Below are 16,521 nucleotides of genomic sequence, written 5' to 3' on the forward strand. Positions count from 1 at the left end.
GGGGAATGGTCATTAGATGAAACATCGTTATTTACCCATGACAGAGCAAGATAAACAAGAAATGCTGGAAGTTATAGGGGTACCTGCTGTTGAAGAACTTTTCAATGATATCCCTGAAAGTGTTCGCTTTCAAGGAGAATACGATATCAAGCCTGCTAAATCGGAACCTGCATTAATGAAAGAATTATCAAGGCTTGCTGCCAAGAATGCGGATCTTAAAAATTATGCTTCCTTCCTTGGTGCGGGTGTCTATGACCATTATGCACCGGTCATCGTCGATCACGTTCTTTCCCGTTCTGAATTTTATACGGCTTATACTCCCTATCAGCCCGAAATTTCACAGGGTGAGCTGCAAGCCATCTTTGAATATCAAACGATGATTTGTGAATTGACGGGTATGGATGTAGCTAACTCCTCCATGTATGACGGCGGGACTTCGCTGGCTGAGGCGGCCATGCTTGCTTCAGGTCAGACACGGCGCAAGAAGATTCTCATTTCAGGAGCAGTTCATCCTGAATCAAGAGAAGTTGTGAAGACATATGCCAAAGGGCAACGCGTGGAAGTGATTGAAATTCCTTATAAAGACGGTGTGACGGACATGGCTGCTTTAAAGGAATTAATGAAAGATGACATTGCAGGAGTGATTGTGCAATATCCGAATTTTTTTGGCCGGATAGAGCCATTGAAAGAAATGGAAGAAATCATTCATGGCGTCAAGTCCATGTTTATCGTTTCCAGTAATCCGCTTGCACTGGGGGCTTTGACACCCCCAGGTTCACTCGGTGCAGATATCGTAACGGGAGATGCTCAGCCATTCGGCATTCCAGCGGCATTTGGGGGACCTCATTGTGGATATTTTGCCGTTACTAATAAACTTGTTCGGAAAGTTCCGGGCCGGCTCGTCGGTCAAACGGTGGATGAAAATGGAAAAAGGGGGTTTGTGTTGACACTTCAAGCTCGTGAGCAGCACATTCGCCGTGATAAGGCCACATCCAACATTTGTTCCAATCAAGCGTTGAATGCCTTGGCAGCTTCTGTTGCAATGACGGCGCTTGGGAAAAAGGGTGTCAAAGAAATGGCCGTGCAAAATATTCAAAAAGCGCACTATGCGAAAAAAGCTATAAAGGCAAAAGGGATAGAAGTGATGTTCGACGGTCCTTCGTTTAATGAATTTGTCATTAAACTGCCTGCTTCGTTTTCAGAAATCAATAAAAACCTTTTTGAAAAAGGGATGATTGGCGGCTTCGATTTAGGGACGGTTTATCCTGAGCTGAAAGACCATATGCTGGTTGCGGTAACGGAACTTAGAACAAAAGAAGAAATCGATGCACTTGCGCAGGAATTGGGGGATCAACATGAATAATCAAGATCAATCACTCATTTTTGAAATCAGCACTTCCGGTCGAATCGGGTACAGTCTGCCAGAAATGGATGTTGCAACTATTCCGCTCGAAGAAATTCTTCCTGCCGACTACATCCGTGAAGTAGAGGCAGAGCTTCCTGAGGTGTCCGAACTGGATATCATGCGTCACTATACAGCACTTTCCAAACGGAATCATGGGGTGGATTCGGGTTTTTATCCGCTGGGTTCATGCACGATGAAATATAATCCGAAAATAAATGAAAATGTGGCACGCTTTAACGGTTTCGCCCATATCCATCCATATCAAGACCCGACTACAGTCCAGGGAGCCTTGGAACTATTATTTGATTTGCAGGAACATTTAACGGAAATCACAGGGATGGATCTAGTGACATTACAACCTGCAGCAGGTGCACACGGTGAATGGACAGGGTTGATGATGATTCGCGCTTTTCACGAAGCGAATGGCGATACAGAACGGACGAAAGTGATTGTACCTGATTCTGCACACGGTACGAATCCTGCATCTGCGACTGTTGCCGGACTTGAAACGATTACAGTGAAGTCCGATGAAAATGGGTTAGTCGACCTTGAAGATTTAAAGCGTGTTGTCGGACCGGATACGGCGGCCTTGATGCTGACGAACCCCAATACATTGGGATTGTTTGAAGAGAACATTTTGGAAATGGCACAACTTGTCCATGATGCCGGTGGGAAGCTTTACTATGACGGAGCCAATCTGAATGCAGTCCTATCAAAAGCACGCCCGGGTGATATGGGCTTTGATGTGGTTCACTTAAATCTCCATAAAACATTCACAGGTCCGCATGGCGGCGGCGGTCCGGGTTCCGGCCCTGTAGGGGTAAAGTCGGATTTGATTCCCTACTTGCCTAAACCGCTTGTTGTTAAACAAGATGAGCAATTCGTTCTTGATTATGATCGCCCGCAATCCATTGGCAGGGTAAAACCATACTATGGGAACTTCGGGATAAATGTTAGAGCTTATACGTACATTCGTTCAATGGGTCCTGATGGCCTTAAAGCCGTCACAGAGAATGCGGTCATCAATGCCAATTATATGATGCGTAGGTTGGAACCATTTTTTGACTTACCATATAATCGTCATTGTAAGCATGAATTCGTATTAAGCGGACGCAGGCAAAAGAAATTAGGGGTAAGGACCCTCGATATAGCAAAAAGATTGCTGGATTTCGGGTATCATCCTCCAACCATTTACTTCCCGTTGAACGTGGAAGAAGGAATGATGATAGAACCGACTGAAACCGAGTCAAAAGAAACGCTGGATGCATTCATCGATGCAATGATCCAGATTGCCAAGGAAGCGGAAGAAACCCCGGAAATCGTTCAGGAAGCTCCGCATACAACCGTTATTAAGCGGCTTGATGAAACTCTTGCTGCAAGAAAACCTATTCTGCGTTATCAAGCATAGACTGATAGCTTACACGAAAAAAATCCCTGCCTGCCGGCGGGGATTTTTCATGTTTATGTAAGAATTCATTAAAGTCGAACAGTTAACTTTCATTTTCCTAGAGCCCGCATGATGCATATGAAGGCTTTTTAATTTAAAAGAGCCCATGCGGAGATGGGGTCTTATTTCTTTGCTTTGATTTTCCCGGTCCACATCTTGAAACCGCCCTTTAAGTGAAAAAGTTCCCTGTAGCCCTTTTTGTATAGCATGGCTGCAGCTCTTCCGCTGATGATTTCGCTTTGAGCGTACAAATATACAGGCTTGTCCGGCCTAATTTCGACCAAGCGGGTTTTCATTTGCGTCATAGGGATGTTTCTTGCGCCTAAGATATGACCATTATCGAAATCATTCGGTTCCCGCACATCGATTAGCTGCACTTTTCTGTAGTTAGCGATAAATTCGTCCTGTGTTAATGTTTTAACGATTTTACGCTGGCGGTACCAATTAAAAAGTGAATACGCAATAACCACTCCTAAGATGATGAGCAGTGTATATAATATTTCCAAACATAAAAACTCCCTTCTACCTTAACGAATACAGACAATCTTTATTATATAATTGCTTTACCCAATAATCAAAAAGAATTTTCATCAAATTCTTCATCGACTTGATAGCACTTTCTTTTTTAGAGTGTTAAAGTCTGTTAAACTACTACATGTGAGTTTTTTGTGGGGTATTGAAAAACAGTCTATTGAAACGAGGGGTAAGGATGACTAAAGAAAAATGGGGTTTTATAGATTCTGGATATTGTTCACCGGCGTTTAATATGGCGCTGGACGAAGCACTGCTAAACTGGCAAAGCAAAGGGGAAATTCCGCCAATCATACGCTTTTACGGTTGGGACCCAGCGACATTGTCGATTGGTTATTTTCAAAAGGCAGAAGCGGAAATCGATATGGAAGAGGTCAAAAGGCAGGGCCTTGGTTTTGTTCGCAGACCAACAGGAGGACGAGCGGTACTGCACGAGCATGAATTGACTTATAGTGTAATCGTTCCAGAATCCTATCCGGGGATGCCAACTACCGTTACTGAAGCATATCGTGTCATTTCTGAAGGAATATTAATGGGGTTCAGGAATCTGGGATTGGATGCTTATTTTGCCGTGCCTAGAACCGATCAGGAAAAAGCAGCTTTAAAAACGCCCAGGTCTTCCGTCTGCTTTGATGCTCCAAGCTGGTATGAACTGGTCGTCGAGGGCAGGAAGGTCGCTGGCAGCGCTCAAACCAGGCAAAAGGGCGTCATCCTTCAGCACGGTTCCATTTTGCTTGAACTTGATGATGATAAGCTCTTTAGCGTATTTAAATTCTCAAATGACAGGGTTAAGGAGAGAATGCAAAAAAGCTTAAAAAATAAAGCTGTGGCCATAAATGACATTGCCGGAAGAAAGGTTACCATCCCTGAAGCGAAAGAAGCTTTTGAAAAAGGTTTTGCCGAAGGACTTTCGATCGAGTTAGAGCCATACGTCCTAACTGAAAAGCAATTGCAGGAAGTGAAGGCCATTGCAGAAAGCAAATATGAAAGCGATGAATGGAATTTCATGAGATAGAAAAAGCAGGATAATTAAAGTGGATAATAAAAAAGTTTTTTCAGATTTGTTTGACCAAATAAGCTATTCCTTGCAGGGATAAGCCCTAAAAGGCATGGGGAAAAAGCAAGGTCCAAATTAATTGAAATCTGATGAAAAATTATTATAAATCGACATTTTCCTCCCTTTTGCTAACTATATTAATTGATTTATCGTTTGACAAAATTAAATGTTATTCAAAACAAACACAATATATAGTAGTTGAAATATTTAATGCGACACTATATGTTGATTTTTGGGTTTCGCTATGATAAATTTAGGGTACTTGTTAAGCGAAACGGACATGTAAGGCTACATATAGATTTGCGGCAGCAAGAACGGATCTTGAAACATATAAAGGAGAGGGAATTATGTCGGTTGTAATAAAAGAAGCTTTAAAGGTTGATCTAGAAAGGTTGAATAAGGATATTTCTTTATTTCCCCAGGTTCACCCTGTAACTGCTGATATGAAAATGGCGCATAAGGGCGTGTCCCGTCTAGTCATGCTTGACCGCTATTCTTTTAAGGATACTGAAAAAATCACACTCTCGGCAGGCGATTTCGTAGTGTTGACGATTAAGGAAGATCCGAAATTCCCGGCAAGGGGTCTCGGTTACATCGTTGAAATAGATTGGGAAACGAAAAAAGCCAAAGTATTGGTGGATGAAGAATTCCGTGGCGTATTGGATAATCCGGAAGAAGTGGAGACGGGGATTGTAAACCGTCCGCTGGATATTATCGAAAAGCCGCTTGAAATATACTATGAACAAATTGCGAAACGTAATGCAACGGGCTTGGCTTCAGTGGAAACCACGGAAGAAAAAAGAACGGAATGGTTCAATAAATTCTATGAAGAACTAAAGAACCTTAATTTTGTTCCGGCAGGACGCGTATTATATGGTGCGGGTTCCAATACGGATGTTACTTATTTCAACTGCTATGTGATGCCATTCGTACCGGATTCACGTGAGGGGATTTCAGAACATAGGAAACAAGTGATGGAAATCATGAGCCGCGGAGGCGGAGTGGGTACGAACGGATCGACACTGCGTCCAAGAAACACTTTGGCCAAAGGGGTTAATGGAAAATCCTCTGGTTCAGTATCATGGCTTGATGATATCGCGAAATTGACGCATCTTGTTGAACAGGGCGGTAGCAGACGAGGTGCACAAATGATCATGCTGGCTGATTGGCATCCGGATATTGCAGAATTCATCATTTCTAAAATGCAAAATCCAAGGATCCTTCGATACCTAGTGGAAAACACTAAAGATGAAGCAATCAAGAAATATGCAACGGATAAATTGAAATTCACGCCGCACACCGAACAGGAAACGGCTATGTATCAAGGAATCATCAACTATAAGGAAATTCCCGGTCTAGGTGGATTTAGCGAAAAAATCATTAGGGATGCAGAGGAAAAGATCCGTACAGGCGGAACGTACAGTGTCCATAATTCTGAATTTCTTACGGGCGCCAACATCTCGATATGCTTGACAAAGGAATTTATGGAAGCGGCAGAACAAGATGCGGAATACGAATTGCGTTTTCCTGATGTTGAAAGCTATGATGCCGAAGAAATGGCTACTTATAATCAAGAATGGCATAAAGTCGGTGATGTTCGTAAATGGGAGGAAATGGGGCACAAAGTCCGTGTTTACCGTAAAATCCGAGCTAAAGAACTTTGGAACTTAATAAACATTTGTGCAACATACTCTGCAGAACCAGGTATTTTCTTTATCGATAATGCTAATGAAATGACAAACGCCAAAGCCTACGGTCAACAGGTCGTAGCTACGAACCCATGTGGCGAACAGCCATTGGCCCCATATTCAGTATGTAACCTTGCTGCTGTCAATTTGGCTGAAATGGCTGATAAAGATAGCAAAACCGTTAATTTCGAGAAACTTAAGCAGACCGTCGAAGTCGGTGTGCGTATGCAGGACAATGTCATTGACGCAACTCCTTATTTCTTGGATGAAAACAAAAAACAGGCACTGGGCGAGCGACGGGTTGGACTTGGTGTAATGGGTCTGCATGACCTGTTGATCTACTGTGAAACGGAATACGGATCTGAAGAAGGAAATATTCTGGTTGACAAGGTGTTTGAAACGATTGCGACTACAGCTTATAAGGCATCCGTGGAACTTGCTAAAGAAAAAGGCAGTTTCCCGTTCCTGATCGGATCAACGGATAAAGAAACCGATGAGCTTAGAACACGTTTCACACAAACTGGATTTATGGAAAAAATGCCGGAAGATATCAGGGAAAGCGTTGCTGCATATGGCATCCGTAACTCTCATTTATTGACAGTGGCTCCTACAGGAAGCACAGGAACGATGGTTGGGGTATCAACAGGTCTTGAACCATATTTTTCCTTCACGTATTTCCGCAGTGGCCGTCTTGGCAAATTCATTGAAGTTAAGGCTGATATTGTTCAGGAATACTTGGACCGTCATCCAGAAGCTGATCCAGAAGAGCTTCCAAAATGGTTCATTTCCGCTATGGAATTAGCTCCTGAAGCCCATGCAGATGTTCAATGTATCATTCAACGCTGGATTGACAGCTCGATCAGTAAAACGGTCAATGCTCCAAAAGGATATACTGTCGAACAAGTTGAAAAAGTATATGAACGTCTATATAAAGGCGGAGCAAAAGGCGGTACAGTATATGTGGATGGCAGCCGTGACAGTCAGGTTCTCACGCTCAAAGCGGAAGAAAACCAAATGGACGAGCAGCTTGAAATGGACGAATTGACAGATGTGGAAGTAAAGAAAAAAGTCGTATTGGTCGATACGATAAATGAACTGCGTTCGACGAATGTTACGATTGGGTCGGAAGTGGGCAATACTTGCCCGGTCTGCCGTAAAGGCGAAGTCCAGGAAATGGGCGGATGTAATACTTGCACGAATTGCGGAGCACAATTAAAATGTGGGCTATAAGCTATTAGAAGGGAAGTCGTTAAGTGTGCTGAAAAGCTAATCTTAACGGCTTTTTTTTAAATAGATCGGGCGAGTAGATTTTAAACTTATTAAAAGAGAAAGCCGAATCCGGCTTTCTCTTTTAAGTTCATTCAACCATTTTCATTTTGTTGGCCTATTTCCTTTTCGGCCAGGTATTGGTTTCCATCCTTCAATACCGAAAATTCATCGACCGAGTCTCCAGGGATATTCCTAGGATTAGGATATTTATTATCTGTTTGGACGGTAATCGTTTGTTTCCCCATCCCGTTTGTCAAGAATTCTCGTTTATTAGCCATTTTGCATCTCCTTCATTTGGATTTCCAATTAAAAACAATCATGAGGATAACAGAATAAAGAAAAACTATCCTTATTAATAAGATTGTCTAGTTCGATTGAAAGTATGAACAAATCCATAAAAGAATGGAGAACGAAATGAAACCATTTATGCCACAGTTAGTATATATCGAGCCTAGGGCATTGGAATACCCGCTTGGCCGGGAATTGAAAAAGAAATTCGAGGATTTGAATATTGAAATCCGTGAGACAACATCACATAACCAAATTAGGGATCTTCCTGGAGAAAATGATCAGCAAAAATATCGTGTCGCCAAGTCGACGCTTGTGGTGGGCATCAGAAAAACATTGAAATTCGATTCTTCAAAGCCATCTGCTGAATATGCCATCCCTCTTGCTACCGGATGTATGGGGCATTGTCATTATTGTTATTTACAGACGACACTCGGAACAAAGCCATACATTAGGACATATGTGAATCTCGAGGAGATTTTTGAGGCAGCTGAAAAATATATCAATGAGAGAAAGCCTGATATTACTCGTTTTGAGGCGGCCTGTACGTCAGATATCGTTGGAATTGATCATTTGACACATTCGTTAAAAAGGGCTATAGAGTATTTTGGAAAAAGTGAATATGGGGTTTTAAGGTTCGTAACTAAATTTCATCATGTCGACCACCTGTTGGATGCTGAACATAATGGAAAAACGAGATTTCGGTTCAGTATAAATTCACGTTACGTAATAAAGAATTTCGAGCCCGGAACTTCGAGTTTCGAGGAAAGAATGGAAGCGGCACGTAAAGTGGCAGGTGCCGGGTATCCCTTAGGTTTTATCGTAGCTCCAATATATCGTCATGAAGCATGGAAGGAGGGCTACCATGAATTATTCGAACGGTTAAGTGAGGCGTTAAAAGGGGTGGATATCCCTGACTTGACTTTTGAACTAATCCAGCATCGATTTACGGGCCCTGCTAAAAAAGTAATTCAAAAAAACTATCCGAAAACAAAATTGGAACTGGACGAAACGAAGCGCAAATATAAATGGGGCCGATATGGAATTGGCAAATATGTTTACCAAACCGAAGAAGCCGCAGAACTGGAAACGACCATTCGTGGGTATATAGCGGAATTTTTCCCTAAAGCGGAAATTCAGTATTTTACCTGATGAAGGCATTTTCCATATAAAACTGTCATAAATCGCTCTAATCCTGCTTAGAAATGTAAAGACCGGATTAGGGGAGGGCAGCTATGATTATTGACGGCGTTTTTTCCGGAGGTGGGATAAAAGGCTACGGTTTAGTGGGTGCCCTGCAGGAATTAGAGGAGCGAGGATTTGTATTCCATAGGACAGCCGGTACAAGTGCAGGTTCCATAATTGCAGCTTTCGTAGCCGCTGGGTACACAGGAAAAGAAATGGAACAGCTTTTTCTTGATATAGATTTAATCGGCATGCTGGATAAAAGGCGTGGTCTTTTGCCTATCCCGCTTGCCAAGTGGCTCCTTTTATACTGGAAACTGGGCCTTTATAAAGGTGACGCTTTGGAAGCATGGATTGCCGCTAAACTTGCCGAAAGGAATGTAGTCACCTTTAAGGATGTTCGGCCGAAATCTCTCCGTATCATAACCTCTGACATTACACATGGGAAATTGGTGGTACTGCCTGATGATTTATCTAACTATGGAATTGATCCGATGACTTTTCCAGTGGCAAAGGCAGTAAGAATGAGTTGTAGCATCCCCTATTTCTTTGAGCCAGTCAAACTTGATGTCGGAAAAAGCAGGGTCCTTTTTGTTGATGGAGGTGTGTTAAGCAATTTTCCAATGTGGTTATTCAATTCAGATCATGTAAGAAAGGAACGGCCGGTCATAGGCTTGCGACTAAGTGTCGATGAGATATGGAAACCGCATGTGGTGGATAATGCGCTTGAATTGTTCTCCGCACTATTCAAAACGATGAAAGATGCCCATGATGCACGTTATATTTCCAAGAAACACGTCCAGAATATTGTATTTATCCCGATGAGGGGAATATCTGCAATGGATTTCAATCTGAATGATGAAAAAAAGGGAGAATTGATGAATCAGGGCAGACAGTGTACGAAAGAATTCCTTAAGAGATGGTCATATTAATAATCATAAAAAATCGGGCTCTTAAAAAGAAGCCCGATTTTTCTTTTTATTCTTTTTTCCTTCAATGACGGTTAAGTGACTATCCGTTTTCTTTCTCACTTTTATTTTTTTTGATGATTTTGCTGCAGAAAAGCTAGCCACATTATCCTTTTTCGAAGTTCGGTTTTTTAGCCTTTTTTTCGATTGGCGTGCAGCCTTTCGGAATGCTTGCTGCTCTTTTTTTACTGGTTTTCCCTTTGTTAATCCGGTATAAATCATATAAATAATCCCTGCGACAATGGCTATTATGAGAATGTTTCTAAAAAAGCCAATCGGGTCATTAAATAGTCGGCTCATTAGTCCGAGGACTCCGAGGGCAATGATTCCGTATATCATGAAAGATATGAAACGTTTCAACAAAGACACCTCCTTAAGAGCATCATAAGCATTTTTTGCTTATTTTAAACATTACCCATGTAAAATACTAGAAATTAATGAAGATTATTCCCTTAATTTAGTATATGACTTTTCATCATCAAAATGTGTATAGGTGTTTTACACAATAACATCGGATTCTAAACCTTTTTCGGTCTTTTTTTCCATCCTCAACAGTTCATGGAAGGATGCCAATGCAACTTCGACTTGATCGTCGGTAGGGGCTTTGGTTGTCAATAACTGAAGCCAAAGGCCAGGATAGCCAAGGTAACGCAGAATTGGAATATCTCTTACTTTGTTGGTCAACTGCAATACCTCGAAGGCTATGCCAAGCACTACGGGGATAAGCAAAACGCGATCCACGACACGGAGCCATAATGGATCGATTGGAACAAGCATATAGACAAACATGCCAACAATGACTGTAAATAAAATAAAGCTGCTGCCACAGCGATAATGAAGGCGTGAACTTGCCTGCACATTTGCTACGGTCAATTCTTTTCCGCTTTCAAAGCAATTGATCACCTTATGCTCTGCACCGTGATACTGAAAGACCCGCTTGATCAATGGAGTCATGGATACTAAGTAAATGTATACCAGCAATAATATCAACTTGAACAAGCTTTCGATTAAAACCTGGGCCATATGGCCGCTGAAGATGGGTCTTGTCAATTCGGCAAGAAATACGGGAATCAAAGTGAAAAGCAGCTTCCCGAATAGGAAGGAAAGGACACCGATTACGGCAACTCCAAGCCATACACTTAATTTAGAAGATTCTTTAGTTTCTTTTTTCTTTTCGTCCCGCTTTTCCCCTTCTTCTTCTTCATACTGTTCAGTGGAAAAGTTCAGATGTTTTGAACCGATGGCACTTGACTGTATCAGTGATACGAGACCCCTTAGAAACGGTACTTTTTTTAAGCGGTTGACAACAGGTTTCGTTTCACGCGGCAGATGATAATATACAATCGTTGAATCTTTGCGGCGTACCGCAGTGACTGTGTGATGTTTACCGCCAAACATGACGCCTTCCACAACAGCCTGCCCTCCATAAACGGGTTTTTGGACCTCAGACATTTCTACACCAACCTAATAGTTATTCACGTAGCTCTCTCTTGGGTGCTAACATGTTTATTATCAAGTATCACAAGGGATAAAGTCGGTCTCCAAAATTTAAATGGCGGCTTTATCCCTGCAATTACTTTATGAATGTTGAATCACAGGAAGGTAGTATCCTGTGTACATTATAAACTTCAACAGAGGATGGGTATTTTCCTCTGAAAAAAGTACATTATTTATGATTTAATCATACAGAATAAATCACAAAACCTCTAGTGATTCTCCTCCCTAAGAATAAAAAAAAATAGTTCTATTTAACAAAGGGCATACTACGTAGCGGAGGTGCTTGATATGTCTTCTAATGTAAATGGACAAATTCAACAGGAAAATCAAGGTGCGATCTACAATGTACTAGCTATCGGTTTTGTTGGGGGGGCTGTAGCCAGTTTAATTGGAATCATAGCCCATTATGTTAATTTTATGGGGTTTAGCCCAAAATTCATACTTACGTCGTGGTCGAATATGGTCTGGATCGATCACTGGCTTGGTACGGTAATGACCATACTTTTGTTCGGAATTTTATCCGTGGGGATCGCTTTTATCTACTATAGTCTTTTTAAAAGGATGAAGAGTATCTTTTCGGGTATTTTTTTTGGAGTGGTTTGCTGGGTTTTGCTGGTATTTGTCCTGAAACCGATGTTCGCCGATTTGCCAACCATTTCAAAAATGTCGTCAAATACGATTATAACCAGTGTCTGCATTTTTATTTTATACGGTCTTTTTGTAGGGTATTCCATATCATATGATCATCAGGAATATCTACGTCAAAAAAACAAGGCCGAGAAGCAATCGGAAAGCTGATTGCTTCTTGGTTGTAAAAAAGTAGTAAGACAATTTGTAATTATGATAGAATGTTCATGGAAAGCATTCTTTTAATGATGAGCAGGTGTTTGATGATGACAAAAATCTTACTAATCAATGGTCCGAATTTAAATCGCTTGGGGAAGCGGGAACCTGCGCATTATGGATCCTTGACACTTGCGGATGTGGAAGCTCTATTACATCAGCAAGCTCAAGGGTTAAATGTGGAACTAACCTCATTTCAAACTAACCATGAAGGGGCGATTATCGACAAGCTCCATTGGTCAGAGGATCAGGGGATCGACGGGATTATCATTAATCCTGGAGCTTTTACTCATTATAGCTATGCGATTCGTGATGCAATAGCCGGAATTGATGTTCCAGTTGTGGAAGTGCATATTTCGAACATACATGCCCGTGAAAGCTTTCGGCATGAATCGGTGACCGCGCCGGTATCGGCGGGACAGATTGTCGGCTTGGGGATACACGGATATGAATTGGCGTTGCAGGCGATCACAAAGATTGCAAAGGGGAGAAAGTAAATGAATAAACTAATGCGCTTAAGAGCCTCAATGGAAAAGGTGGGCATTGATGGTTTATTGATCACCAGTACATATAACCGCCGATTCATGACCAATTTTACCGGAAGTGCAGGCGTCGTCCTGATTTCCCAAAATGAAGCTAAATTCATCACTGATTTCAGATACGTGGAACAAGCAGGAAAGCAGGCTACGGGCTATGAAATCGTCCAGCACAAAGGAACCATCACCGAAGAGGTCGGTAAGCAAGTAAAAGAAATGAAGATCGGCACACTGGGCTTTGAGCAAGATCATCTGACTTTTGCCACATATAAGGCATACGAAGCGGCCATTGAAGGACAACTTTTGCCGGTGTCTGGAGTTATTGAGAATTTACGCTTGATAAAGACTTCATCAGAGATTAAGATATTAAAGGAAGCGGCTGCTATTGCTGACGCTGCCTTTACACATATTCTGGATTACATGCGTCCAGGGATTTCAGAACTGGATGTATCCAATGAACTTGAATTCTTTATGAGGAAACAGGGGGCAACTTCCTCTTCCTTTGATATTATCGTAGCATCTGGCGTAAGGTCAGCTCTCCCGCATGGAGTTGCTACGGATAAAATCATTGAAAAAGGCGATTTTGTCACATTGGATTACGGAGCATACTATAACGGGTATGTGTCTGACATAACTCGGACATTAGCAGTTGGCAAGCCGAGTGAAGAACTTATTAACATTTATGACATTGTTTTAGAAGCGCAACTGCGCGGAATGGCTGGGATTAAACCTGGGATGACGGGCAGGGAAGCGGATGCACTAACTCGTAATTTAATTGAAGAAAAGGGATTCGGGCAGTATTTTGGACATTCGACTGGACATGGAATCGGTCTGGAAGTCCATGAAGGTCCTGCATTATCCTTAAGGTCTGATATCATTTTAGAACCAGGTATGGCCGTAACCGTCGAGCCGGGCATTTACCTACCGGGTGTTGGCGGAGTTCGGATTGAAGATGATACAATCGTTACAATTGAAGGTAACGAAGCACTTACTCATTCAACGAAAGAGTTAATCATTCTGTAAACATGTACATGTAGGAGGACAAATTTATGATTTCTGTAAACGATTTTCGCACGGGTGTTACGATTGAAGTAGATAATGGAATTTGGCAGGTTATTGAGTTCCAACATGTTAAACCTGGTAAAGGTGCAGCTTTTGTACGTTCTAAACTTCGTAATCTTCGTACAGGTTCAATCCAAGAGAAAACATTCCGTGCTGGTGAAAAAGTCGCTAAAGCACATATCGAAAACCGCAAGATGCAGTACCTTTATGCAAGTGGTGATAGCCATGTATTCATGGATAACGAAACATATGACCAAATCGAGCTGCCAGCTTCAAGCATTGAACGTGAATTGAAATTCCTTAAAGAAAATATGGAAGTCCATATCATGACTTTCCAAGCCGAAACACTTGGGGTAGAGCTTCCAAACACTGTAGAACTGGAAGTGGCGGAAACTGAGCCGGGAATAAAAGGCGATACATCTTCAGGCGGAACGAAATCAGCCGTACTTGAGACGGGCCTTTCGGTTCAAGTTCCATTCTTCATCAACCAAGGTGACAAATTATTGATCAATACAAATGAAGGCTCTTACGTATCACGTGCATAAATGAAAGAAGGCCGAGATTAATATCTCGGTTTCAGTTGTAGACAAAAAGGTTTCGGAATGGTCTCATTCCGAAACCTTTTTGATTTTTTATTGGATTTGACTTCATGATGACGCAGATGATCTGCTTCTTCTTGCCAAATATGGCGTGTCACTACTTTCTGATGGTCTTTACTTTCTGTACACTGTGATAAAAATGAACAAGTTGTACAAAAGGATATGTGATTTGTACTCACGATAGCCCTCTTTAATCTCCATTTTACAAGCTGGCACCAGCCGGTCTAAAGTAATCATTTCAAGCTTATGCCGCTGAATAGAATCATGTTTTAAAAAGAATCCTTATCACCTCAAGTTTTTTTCTATTTTAAAAGACTGTAGGTCTATCTTAATGTTAAACCAAAGTTGATTGGTAACGGAAGGTACGAGACTCCTGCGGGAAAAGTGTGTTCAAGGGAGACCCCGCAGGAGCAATGGCGCCGAGGGCGGACCGCCCGCGGAAAGAGAGTGCCCTACTTTCCAATCAACGTCCAAATTGTACAAGCCATAAAAAACTTAGACAAACTCGCTTTCTTCGAATTTGTCTACAGCTTGAGATCGAGATTAATTTCTCGGTCTTTTTTTGGTTTTTTTTAGATTCCGAAGGATATAAAAAAGTTCAATAAATGGTCTGTTTCTTTATTAGCCTGTCATCATTACGGTCTGGTCGGCATATATTTTATTGAAAGTGGTGTATACAGGAGGATTGTCAAAATGGAAACGATTCTTTCATTTTTACCGAAAAAATTATACGAGCAACTCCGGAGCATGACACCGATGATGATCGAGAAGATGGAAGAGCTGCGGATTCGCGTTGGAAGGCCGCTTGAGGTCATTGTGGGTGGGGAACCTTTCTTCTTTTCCTATGAAGTGACCCATTCGGATGCAGATCAATTATTGAATCAAATCGGTCAATTTTCGTTATATACACTTGAGGAAGAATTAAAGCGGGGATATATAACTATAGCGGGCGGACACCGGGTGGGTCTTGCTGGCAAGGTGATCCTGGAAAATGGGTCGGTCAAAGCGATCAGGGACATTTCCTCATTCAATATTCGGATTGCACGTGAAAAAATAGGTGCTGCTGAACCGCTAACATCTTATTTATATAATGGGGAATGGCAGCATACAATGTTGATCGGTGCTCCGCAAACAGGAAAAACGACCGTATTGCGTGATATTGCAAGAATGATATCCAGTGGAAATGAAAAACGGGGAATTCCCCCTCAAAAGGTGGGAATAGTGGACGAGCGCTCAGAAATTGCCGGATGTGTTCATGGCGTGCCGCAGCTTGAATTTGGAACAAGGGTGGATGTGCTCGATGGATGTCCTAAAGCGGAAGGGATGATGATGATGATCCGTTCGATGTCCCCGGATGTATTGATCGTGGATGAAATAGGCCGCGCTGAGGATACACAAGCTGTGCTCGAAGCAGTTAATGCAGGTATTAAACTCATGATAACTACACATGGCCATACTTTGGATGAAATTAAGAAGCGGCCTTTTATCGCCGAAATATTAAAGCAAAACATCTTTGAACGTTTTATAGAATTACAGAGAAGCAAATCCGGAAAAAGGAGCTATAAAGTCCTTGATGCAGCGGGGGTTCCTATTTTCTTGGGAGAAGGTGTGAACCCGCATGTTTAAGATAATTGGAGCAGCGATAATCATTATAGCAACGACATGGGCGGGTTTCGAAGCTGCGAAAAAATTAAGTATGAGGCCTCGTCAACTGAGACAGCTGAAAGTCGCCATGCAATCGCTCGAAGCTGAAATCATGTATGGTCATACACCTTTGAAAGAGGCAGCGAGGAAACTGTCTAAGCAGATGGCCAAACCTTTATCCATCTTTTTCGAGACCTTTGCAACTCGACTCGAGTCAGGTGAGACCACCGTCAAAGAAGCATGGGTTGATAGTTTGAAGAAAATATGGCAATCCCTTGCTTTAAAACAGGGGGAATTCGAGATACTTTCACAGTTTGGGGAGACGCTTGGAAGAAGCGATAAATATCATCAGCAAAAGCAAATCATGCTAACGATGGCACACTTGGAAAGAGAAGAGAGCGATGCGCTCGACCGACAGGTAAAGTATGAAAAAATGATGAAAAGTCTTGGTTTTTTATCAGGGCTATTATTGATCATTTTGCTGATGTAGGAATATGTGGGG

The 16,521-nt window shown here is 42.0% G+C and carries 16 protein-coding genes; 12 read left to right on the plus strand and 4 right to left on the minus strand.

The window, feature by feature from the left end; all coding sequences use genetic code 11:
- Window positions 1–16 precede the first annotated feature (16 nt).
- On the plus strand, window positions 17–1,363 hold the full coding sequence (gene gcvPA, locus ACFX4L_RS03015; protein ID WP_377403907.1) for an aminomethyl-transferring glycine dehydrogenase subunit GcvPA: 1,347 nt from the start codon (window positions 17–19) through the stop codon (window positions 1,361–1,363).
- Window positions 1,356–2,813 (plus strand): aminomethyl-transferring glycine dehydrogenase subunit GcvPB, encoded by a 1,458-nt coding sequence (gcvPB, locus tag ACFX4L_RS03020; RefSeq protein WP_284470239.1) that lies wholly within the window; start codon window positions 1,356–1,358, stop codon window positions 2,811–2,813. The genes gcvPA and gcvPB overlap by 8 nt, the downstream gene beginning before the upstream one ends.
- Window positions 2,814–2,974: 161 nt before the next feature.
- Here the strand turns inward: gcvPB and ACFX4L_RS03025 are convergent, their stop codons facing one another.
- Window positions 2,975–3,358, minus strand: coding sequence for a rhodanese-like domain-containing protein (locus ACFX4L_RS03025; protein WP_076365383.1), 384 nt, complete (start codon window positions 3,356–3,358; stop codon window positions 2,975–2,977).
- Window positions 3,359–3,561: 203 nt separating this feature from the next.
- On the opposite strand from ACFX4L_RS03025, the gene ACFX4L_RS03030 reads away from it, so the two are divergent.
- Both ACFX4L_RS03030 and ACFX4L_RS03035 read left to right on the plus strand, forming a co-directional pair.
- Entirely contained in the window at window positions 3,562–4,398 is an 837-nt protein-coding gene (locus ACFX4L_RS03030) for a lipoate--protein ligase family protein (protein ID WP_089361497.1), read from the plus strand.
- A 389-nt stretch (window positions 4,399–4,787) separates the two neighbouring features.
- A complete protein-coding gene (locus tag ACFX4L_RS03035; RefSeq protein ID WP_284470240.1) occupies window positions 4,788–7,358 on the plus strand; it encodes a vitamin B12-dependent ribonucleotide reductase in 2,571 nt (856 codons plus the stop codon).
- 131 nt (window positions 7,359–7,489) lie between these two features.
- Here ACFX4L_RS03035 and ACFX4L_RS03040 read toward each other — a convergent pair whose 3' ends face one another.
- Window positions 7,490–7,675, minus strand: a complete 186-nt coding sequence (locus tag ACFX4L_RS03040; RefSeq protein ID WP_061464013.1) for a hypothetical protein — start codon at window positions 7,673–7,675, stop codon at window positions 7,490–7,492.
- A gap of 136 nt (window positions 7,676–7,811) precedes the next feature.
- Between ACFX4L_RS03040 and splB the strand changes: the two genes are divergently transcribed.
- Both splB and ACFX4L_RS03050 read left to right on the plus strand, forming a co-directional pair.
- The gene (gene splB, locus ACFX4L_RS03045; protein ID WP_377381736.1) at window positions 7,812–8,837 is read left to right on the plus strand and encodes a spore photoproduct lyase; all 1,026 of its coding nucleotides are present in this window, start codon (window positions 7,812–7,814) and stop codon (window positions 8,835–8,837) included.
- A gap of 83 nt (window positions 8,838–8,920) precedes the next feature.
- On the plus strand, window positions 8,921–9,802 hold the full coding sequence (locus ACFX4L_RS03050; protein WP_061464011.1) for a patatin-like phospholipase family protein: 882 nt from the start codon (window positions 8,921–8,923) through the stop codon (window positions 9,800–9,802).
- Window positions 9,803–9,823: 21 nt separating this feature from the next.
- On the opposite strand, the gene ACFX4L_RS03055 is transcribed toward ACFX4L_RS03050, so the two are convergent.
- The gene (locus ACFX4L_RS03055; protein ID WP_061464010.1) at window positions 9,824–10,198 is read right to left on the minus strand and encodes an SA1362 family protein; all 375 of its coding nucleotides are present in this window, start codon (window positions 10,196–10,198) and stop codon (window positions 9,824–9,826) included.
- A 138-nt stretch (window positions 10,199–10,336) separates the two neighbouring features.
- Complete coding sequence (locus ACFX4L_RS03060) at window positions 10,337–11,290, minus strand: DUF1385 domain-containing protein (protein WP_377381739.1); 954 nt, start codon at window positions 11,288–11,290, stop codon at window positions 10,337–10,339.
- Window positions 11,291–11,623: 333 nt separating this feature from the next.
- Between ACFX4L_RS03060 and ACFX4L_RS03065 the strand changes: the two genes are divergently transcribed.
- The 6 genes from ACFX4L_RS03065 to spoIIIAB all read left to right on the plus strand — a co-directional run bounded on the left by ACFX4L_RS03065 (window position 11,624) and on the right by spoIIIAB (window position 16,509).
- Entirely contained in the window at window positions 11,624–12,133 is a 510-nt protein-coding gene (locus ACFX4L_RS03065) for a YqhR family membrane protein (protein ID WP_377381742.1), read from the plus strand.
- A 95-nt stretch (window positions 12,134–12,228) separates the two neighbouring features.
- On the plus strand, window positions 12,229–12,675 hold the full coding sequence (gene aroQ / locus ACFX4L_RS03070) for a type II 3-dehydroquinate dehydratase (RefSeq protein ID WP_284472033.1): 447 nt from the start codon (window positions 12,229–12,231) through the stop codon (window positions 12,673–12,675).
- Window positions 12,676–13,737, plus strand: a complete 1,062-nt coding sequence (locus ACFX4L_RS03075; RefSeq protein WP_061464006.1) for a M24 family metallopeptidase — start codon at window positions 12,676–12,678, stop codon at window positions 13,735–13,737.
- 26 nt (window positions 13,738–13,763) lie between these two features.
- On the plus strand, window positions 13,764–14,321 hold the full coding sequence (gene efp, locus ACFX4L_RS03080) for an elongation factor P (RefSeq protein ID WP_034308328.1): 558 nt from the start codon (window positions 13,764–13,766) through the stop codon (window positions 14,319–14,321).
- A 747-nt stretch (window positions 14,322–15,068) separates the two neighbouring features.
- Window positions 15,069–16,001, plus strand: a complete 933-nt coding sequence (gene spoIIIAA, locus ACFX4L_RS03085) for a stage III sporulation protein AA (protein ID WP_377403910.1) — start codon at window positions 15,069–15,071, stop codon at window positions 15,999–16,001.
- Window positions 15,994–16,509, plus strand: coding sequence for a stage III sporulation protein SpoIIIAB (spoIIIAB, locus tag ACFX4L_RS03090; protein ID WP_284470243.1), 516 nt, complete (start codon window positions 15,994–15,996; stop codon window positions 16,507–16,509). Before spoIIIAA ends, spoIIIAB begins: the two co-directional genes overlap by 8 nt.
- Window positions 16,510–16,521 lie beyond the last annotated feature (12 nt).

The organism is Peribacillus sp. YIM B13482 (genome assembly GCF_042787975.1).
GTDB classification, from domain to species: domain Bacteria; phylum Bacillota; class Bacilli; order Bacillales; family DSM-1321; genus Peribacillus; species Peribacillus simplex_A.

What these genes read in the sequence shown, in the direction of transcription:
- gcvPA (WP_377403907.1), top strand. Translation starts at nt 17, where the DNA reads ATGAAACATCGTTATTTACCCATGACAGAGCAAGATAAACAAGAAATG.
- gcvPB (WP_284470239.1), top strand. Translation starts at nt 1,356, where the DNA reads ATGAATAATCAAGATCAATCACTCATTTTTGAAATCAGCACTTCCGGT.
- ACFX4L_RS03030 (WP_089361497.1), top strand. Translation starts at nt 3,562, where the DNA reads ATGACTAAAGAAAAATGGGGTTTTATAGATTCTGGATATTGTTCACCG.
- ACFX4L_RS03035 (WP_284470240.1), top strand. Translation starts at nt 4,788, where the DNA reads ATGTCGGTTGTAATAAAAGAAGCTTTAAAGGTTGATCTAGAAAGGTTG.
- ACFX4L_RS03040 (WP_061464013.1), bottom strand. Translation starts at nt 7,675, where the DNA reads ATGGCTAATAAACGAGAATTCTTGACAAACGGGATGGGGAAACAAACG.
- splB (WP_377381736.1), top strand. Translation starts at nt 7,812, where the DNA reads ATGAAACCATTTATGCCACAGTTAGTATATATCGAGCCTAGGGCATTG.
- ACFX4L_RS03050 (WP_061464011.1), top strand. Translation starts at nt 8,921, where the DNA reads ATGATTATTGACGGCGTTTTTTCCGGAGGTGGGATAAAAGGCTACGGT.
- ACFX4L_RS03060 (WP_377381739.1), bottom strand. Translation starts at nt 11,290, where the DNA reads ATGTCTGAGGTCCAAAAACCCGTTTATGGAGGGCAGGCTGTTGTGGAA.
- ACFX4L_RS03065 (WP_377381742.1), top strand. Translation starts at nt 11,624, where the DNA reads ATGTCTTCTAATGTAAATGGACAAATTCAACAGGAAAATCAAGGTGCG.
- aroQ (WP_284472033.1), top strand. Translation starts at nt 12,229, where the DNA reads ATGACAAAAATCTTACTAATCAATGGTCCGAATTTAAATCGCTTGGGG.
- ACFX4L_RS03075 (WP_061464006.1), top strand. Translation starts at nt 12,676, where the DNA reads ATGAATAAACTAATGCGCTTAAGAGCCTCAATGGAAAAGGTGGGCATT.
- efp (WP_034308328.1), top strand. Translation starts at nt 13,764, where the DNA reads ATGATTTCTGTAAACGATTTTCGCACGGGTGTTACGATTGAAGTAGAT.
- spoIIIAA (WP_377403910.1), top strand. Translation starts at nt 15,069, where the DNA reads ATGGAAACGATTCTTTCATTTTTACCGAAAAAATTATACGAGCAACTC.
- spoIIIAB (WP_284470243.1), top strand. Translation starts at nt 15,994, where the DNA reads ATGTTTAAGATAATTGGAGCAGCGATAATCATTATAGCAACGACATGG.